This is a genomic window from Amycolatopsis sp. La24 (genome assembly GCF_029087445.1).
In the GTDB taxonomy this organism is placed as follows: Bacteria; Actinomycetota; Actinomycetes; order Mycobacteriales; family Pseudonocardiaceae; genus Amycolatopsis; species Amycolatopsis nivea.
Window position 1 is genome coordinate 1 of sequence record NZ_JARACH010000132.1, and the last position, 4,425, is coordinate 4,425.

General features: G+C 70.4%; 4 protein-coding genes. 1 reads left to right on the plus strand and 3 read right to left on the minus strand.

What is annotated here, in order from left to right; translation table 11 throughout:
* Window positions 1-88: 88 nt before the first annotated feature.
* The 3 genes from PUT80_RS46040 to leuC form a co-directional block, all read right to left on the minus strand.
* Entirely contained in the window at window positions 89-730 is a 642-nt protein-coding gene (locus tag PUT80_RS46040) for an HU family DNA-binding protein (RefSeq protein WP_037811731.1), read from the minus strand.
* A 242-nt stretch (window positions 731-972) separates the two neighbouring features.
* Entirely contained in the window at window positions 973-1,575 is a 603-nt protein-coding gene (gene leuD / locus PUT80_RS46045; RefSeq protein WP_037811732.1) for a 3-isopropylmalate dehydratase small subunit, read from the minus strand.
* Between the two features lie 23 nt (window positions 1,576-1,598).
* Complete coding sequence (leuC, locus tag PUT80_RS46050) at window positions 1,599-3,023, minus strand: 3-isopropylmalate dehydratase large subunit (RefSeq protein WP_275295902.1); 1,425 nt, start codon at window positions 3,021-3,023, stop codon at window positions 1,599-1,601.
* Between the two features lie 145 nt (window positions 3,024-3,168).
* Here leuC and PUT80_RS46055 point away from each other — a divergent pair, with 145 nt between their 5' ends.
* The gene (locus tag PUT80_RS46055) at window positions 3,169-3,870 is read left to right on the plus strand and encodes an IclR family transcriptional regulator (protein ID WP_275295903.1); all 702 of its coding nucleotides are present in this window, start codon (window positions 3,169-3,171) and stop codon (window positions 3,868-3,870) included.
* Window positions 3,871-4,425: the final 555 nt, after the last annotated feature.

Genomic DNA, 4,425 nt, shown 5'->3' on the forward strand with positions numbered 1-4,425 from the left:
AGCCGCCCAAGTCCCCCCGAAAACGCGGCAGGGCCCCGACCTCACCCGAGGTCGGGGCCCTGCCGCGAAGCAACGAATACCGGGGCTGTTACTTCTTCTTGGCCGCCGAGGTGCGCTTCGCCGGGGCCTTCTTGGCCGCGGCCGTGGTCTTCTTCGCTGCCGCGGTGGTCTTGGCGGCAGGCTTGGCGGCGGCCTTCGCCCGCGTGGTGGTGGCCTTCGGGGCCGCCTTGGCGCGGGTGGTGGTGGACTTCGCGGCCGTGGCGCGCGTCGTCGTCTTGGCCGCGGTGGCCTTGGCGGGAGCCTTGGCCGCGGTGGCGCGGGTGCGCGTGGCGGCGGGCTTCGCCGCCGTGGCACGGGTGCTGCGCGTGGCGGTCGTCGAGGCGGCGCGGGTGGTGGTCGCCTTCGCGGTGCTGGCCGTGGCCCGCTTCGCCGCCGTGGCCTTCGGCAGCTTCTTCGAACCGGAAATCACGTCCTTGAACGTGGTGCCCGCGCGGAACGCCGGAACGTTCGTCTTCTTCACTCGCACGGCTTCGCCGGTGCGCGGGTTGCGCGCGGTGCGGGCGGCACGAGCGCGCTTCTCGAACACCCCGAAGCCGGTGATGTTCACCTTTTCGCCCTTGTTGACCGTCCGGATGATGATGTCGACGAGACCGTCGACGGCCTCCGAAGCAACCTTTTTGTCGCCCAGACGCTCCGACAGCGCCTCGATCAGCTGGGCCTTGTTGGCCATTCCAGTCCCTCCAAGAAGAACTCTTCGTCCACGGCCAGGTCGGCCGGCTAACGCACACGGTATTACCAAGACAGCACAAATTCCAAACGGCACGCGAAATTTTCCCTTGCGGCGGGAACGGTTCCGCCCTCCCGAAGGACCCGTTTCCGGGTCCGGGAGGCTCCGTTTGGCGTGGGCGAAGAGGGGGCCCGCCGGGGGCGGATTCCCTTTCCGAGCAGGGAATCCGGCCCCGGCGGCGCAGGTCAGGAGGTCGCGGCGGGAAGCGTCGCGGGCTTCCAGGAGGGCCGCTTCGACTCGAACTCGTCGATGTCCCCCGCGTGGCGCAGAGTCAGCGCGATGTCGTCGAGTCCTTCGAGCAGCCGCCAGCGGACGTAGTCGTCGATCTGGAAGGGCGCGGTGAAGTCCTTGGCCCGCACGGTCTTGGCTTCGAGGTCCACCGACACCTCGGTGCCGGGCTCGTTCTCCAGCAGCTTCCAGAGCAGTTCGACATCCGACTGCTCGCACTGCGCGGCGACGAGGCCGCCCTTGCCGGAGTTGCCGCGGAAGATGTCGGCGAACCGGGACGAGATGACGACCCGGAAGCCGTAGTCCATCAACGCCCACACGGCGTGCTCGCGCGACGAACCGGTGCCGAAGTCCGGCCCGGCGACCAGCACCGACCCGTTCTTGAACGGTTCCTGGTTGAGGATGAAGTCCTCCTGGCCGCGCCAGGCGGCGAACAGCCCGTCCTCGAATCCGGTGCGGGTCACGCGCTTGAGGTAGACGGCCGGGATGATCTGGTCAGTGTCCACGTTGGACCTGCGCAGCGGGACCCCGATCCCGGTGTGCTGGGTGAACGGTTCCATGGTGGGAGCTCCTCTCGGGGAAGTCAGGCGGGCAGGTCGGCGGGCGAGGACAGCGTCCCGCGCACGGCGGTGGCGGCGGCCACGAGCGGCGAGACGAGGTGCGTGCGGCCGCCCTTGCCCTGCCGTCCCTCGAAGTTGCGGTTGGAGGTGGACGCGCTCCGCTCGCCGGGGGCGAGCTGGTCCGGGTTCATCCCGAGACACATGGAGCAGCCCGCCTGCCGCCATTCGGCTCCCGCCTCGGCGAAGATCTTGTCCAGGCCTTCCTCTTCGGCGGTCTTGCGCACCCGCATCGAACCGGGCACCACGAGCATCCGGACCGAATCGGCCACCTTGCGCCCGCGCAGCACCTCGGCCGCGGCGCGCAGGTCCTCGATCCGGCCGTTGGTGCAGGACCCGAGGAAAACGGTGTCCACCGCGATCTCGCGCAGCGGCGTGCCCGGCTTCAGATCCATATAGGACAGCGCCTTCTCGGCGGCGAAGCGCGCGTTCTCGTCCGGGATCGCGGCCGGGTCGGGCACCGAATCGCCCAGCGGCAGGCCCTGTCCCGGGTTGGTGCCCCAGGTCACGAACGGCGTCAGCTGGTCCGCGTCGAGGTGGACCTCGGCGTCGAATTCCGCGCCCTCGTCGGTGCGCAGCTCGCGCCAGGCGGCGACGGCGGCGTCCCACGCCTCGCCCTTCGGCGCGTGCGGACGGCCCTTGAGGTAGGCGAAGGTCGTCTCGTCCGGCGCGATCATGCCGGCGCGCGCGCCCGCCTCGATCGACATGTTGCAGATGGTCATCCGGGCTTCCATCGACAGGTCTTCGATGGCCTTGCCGCGGTACTCGAGGACGTAGCCCTGCCCGCCGCCGGTGCCGATTTTGGCGATCACCGCGAGGATCACGTCCTTCGCGGTGACGCCCGGCTGCAGCGTGCCGTCGACGTTGATCGCCATCGTCTTGAACGGCCGCAGCGGCAGCGTCTGGGTGGCGAGCACGTGCTCGACCTCGGAAGTGCCGATGCCGAAGGCCATCGCGCCGAACGCGCCGTGCGTCGAGGTGTGACTGTCGCCGCACACCACGGTGGTGCCCGGCTGGGTCAGCCCGAGCTGCGGTCCGATCACGTGCACGATGCCCTGTTCGGCGTCGCCCATGGGGTGCAGCCGGACGCCGAACTCCTTGCAGTTGCGGCGAAGCGTGTCGACCTGGGTGCGGGACACCGGGTCGGCGATCGGGAGGTCGATGTCGACGGTGGGGACGTTGTGGTCCTCGGTGGCGATGGTGAGGTCGGGGCGGCGCACCTGCCGCCCGGCCAGCCGCAGTCCGTCGAACGCCTGCGGGCTGGTCACTTCGTGCACCAGGTGGAGGTCGATGTAGAGCAGATCCGGTTCGGCGCCTTCGCCTCGGCGCACGAGGTGGCTGTCCCACACCTTCTCCGCCAGCGTACGAGCCTTGCCGGTGGGGGTGGTCATCTCCGGCTCCTTCCACGGGATCGGCCGGGAGCACGGAACCCGGACAGAGCCGGTGAGGAGGGGCGAGCCGCGGCTGGCCGCGGGCCCGGGTTTCGTTTTTCCCAGATTCTGGACTTCCCACACTGCGGGAAGATAGTATCGCGTCGTGGGACAGCATAGCGGTATCGGAGTACTGGACAAAGCCGTGGCCGTGCTGCAGGCCGTCGCCGAGGACCCGTGCGGGCTGGCGGAACTGTGCACGCGCACCGGGCTTCCGCGCGCGACCGCGCACCGGCTCGCGGTCGGGCTCGAGGTGCATCGCCTGTTGCGGCGCGGCCCGGACGGGCGCTGGCGGCCGGGCACCGCGCTCGCCGAACTCGCGGGCGGCTCGACCGACCCGTTGCTCGACGCGGCGAGTTCGGTGCTGCCGAAGCTCCGGGACATCACCGGCGAAAGCGTTCAGCTTTACCGGCGCGACGGCGTGCAGCGCGTGTGCGTTTCGACCGCGGAACCGCCGAGCGGTTTGCGCGACACAGTTCCGATCGGCTCGCGCCTGCCGATGACGGCGGGCTCGGGCGCGAAGGTCCTTGCCGCGTGGTCGGATCCGCACACGCAACGGGCGATCCTCGCCGACGCGGTTTACGGCGAACGCACTCTGCTCGAAGTCCGCCGCCGCGGCTGGGCGCAAAGCGTCGCCGAACGCGAACCCGGCGTCGCGAGCGTTTCCGCCCCGGTGCGCGATTCCTCCGGAACCGTCGTCGCCGCGGTATCGGTCTCCGGCCCGATCGAACGCATAGGGCGCAAGCCCGGCGCCCGGTGGGCGGCCGATCTCCTCGCCGCCGCCGACGCGCTCCAGGAACGCCTCTAACGCCCGCCTCCCACCACGCGCCAACCCCAGGCCGCCTTCCGCCACCCCGGCGGGAGGCGGCCTTTTCGTATCGACAGCCCTGACGCGGGTTACCGCGAACACACCCCGCCCGACGGCCAGACCCCAAGCGCCGCCGCCGAAGCACCCGGGGAACGACTCCGCCGCTCAGCCCCTTCTCCGGCAGCCCTCCCCTAACGCGAAGCCGCTCCCCTCGCCCTACGCCACGAACCCAAAGCCCCAACCGCCTCTCCGCCACACCCGGCGGGAGGCGGCCTTTTCACATCGACGCCTGTCAGACCCGAATCCAAAGCCCGCCCACCCCAGCCGCCGCTCCACCGCACCGGAAGGAGGCAGCCTTTTCCCATCGACAACCCTGACGCGGGTTACCGCGAACACACCCCACCCGACAGCCAGACCCAAAGCACCGCCGCCGAAGCACCCGGGGAACGACTCCGCCGCTCAACCCTTCCCCGACACCCCCCTAACGCGAAGCCGCACCCCTCACCCCACGCGACGAACCCAAAGCCCCAACCACCTCTCCGCCACCCCGCCAAG

Excerpts from the sequence above, each read along its gene's own strand:
- leuC (WP_275295902.1), bottom strand. The coding sequence starts at position 3,023 with ATGACCACCCCCACCGGCAAGGCTCGTACGCTGGCGGAGAAGGTGTGG.
- PUT80_RS46040 (WP_037811731.1), bottom strand. The coding sequence starts at position 730 with ATGGCCAACAAGGCCCAGCTGATCGAGGCGCTGTCGGAGCGTCTGGGC.
- leuD (WP_037811732.1), bottom strand. The coding sequence starts at position 1,575 with ATGGAACCGTTCACCCAGCACACCGGGATCGGGGTCCCGCTGCGCAGG.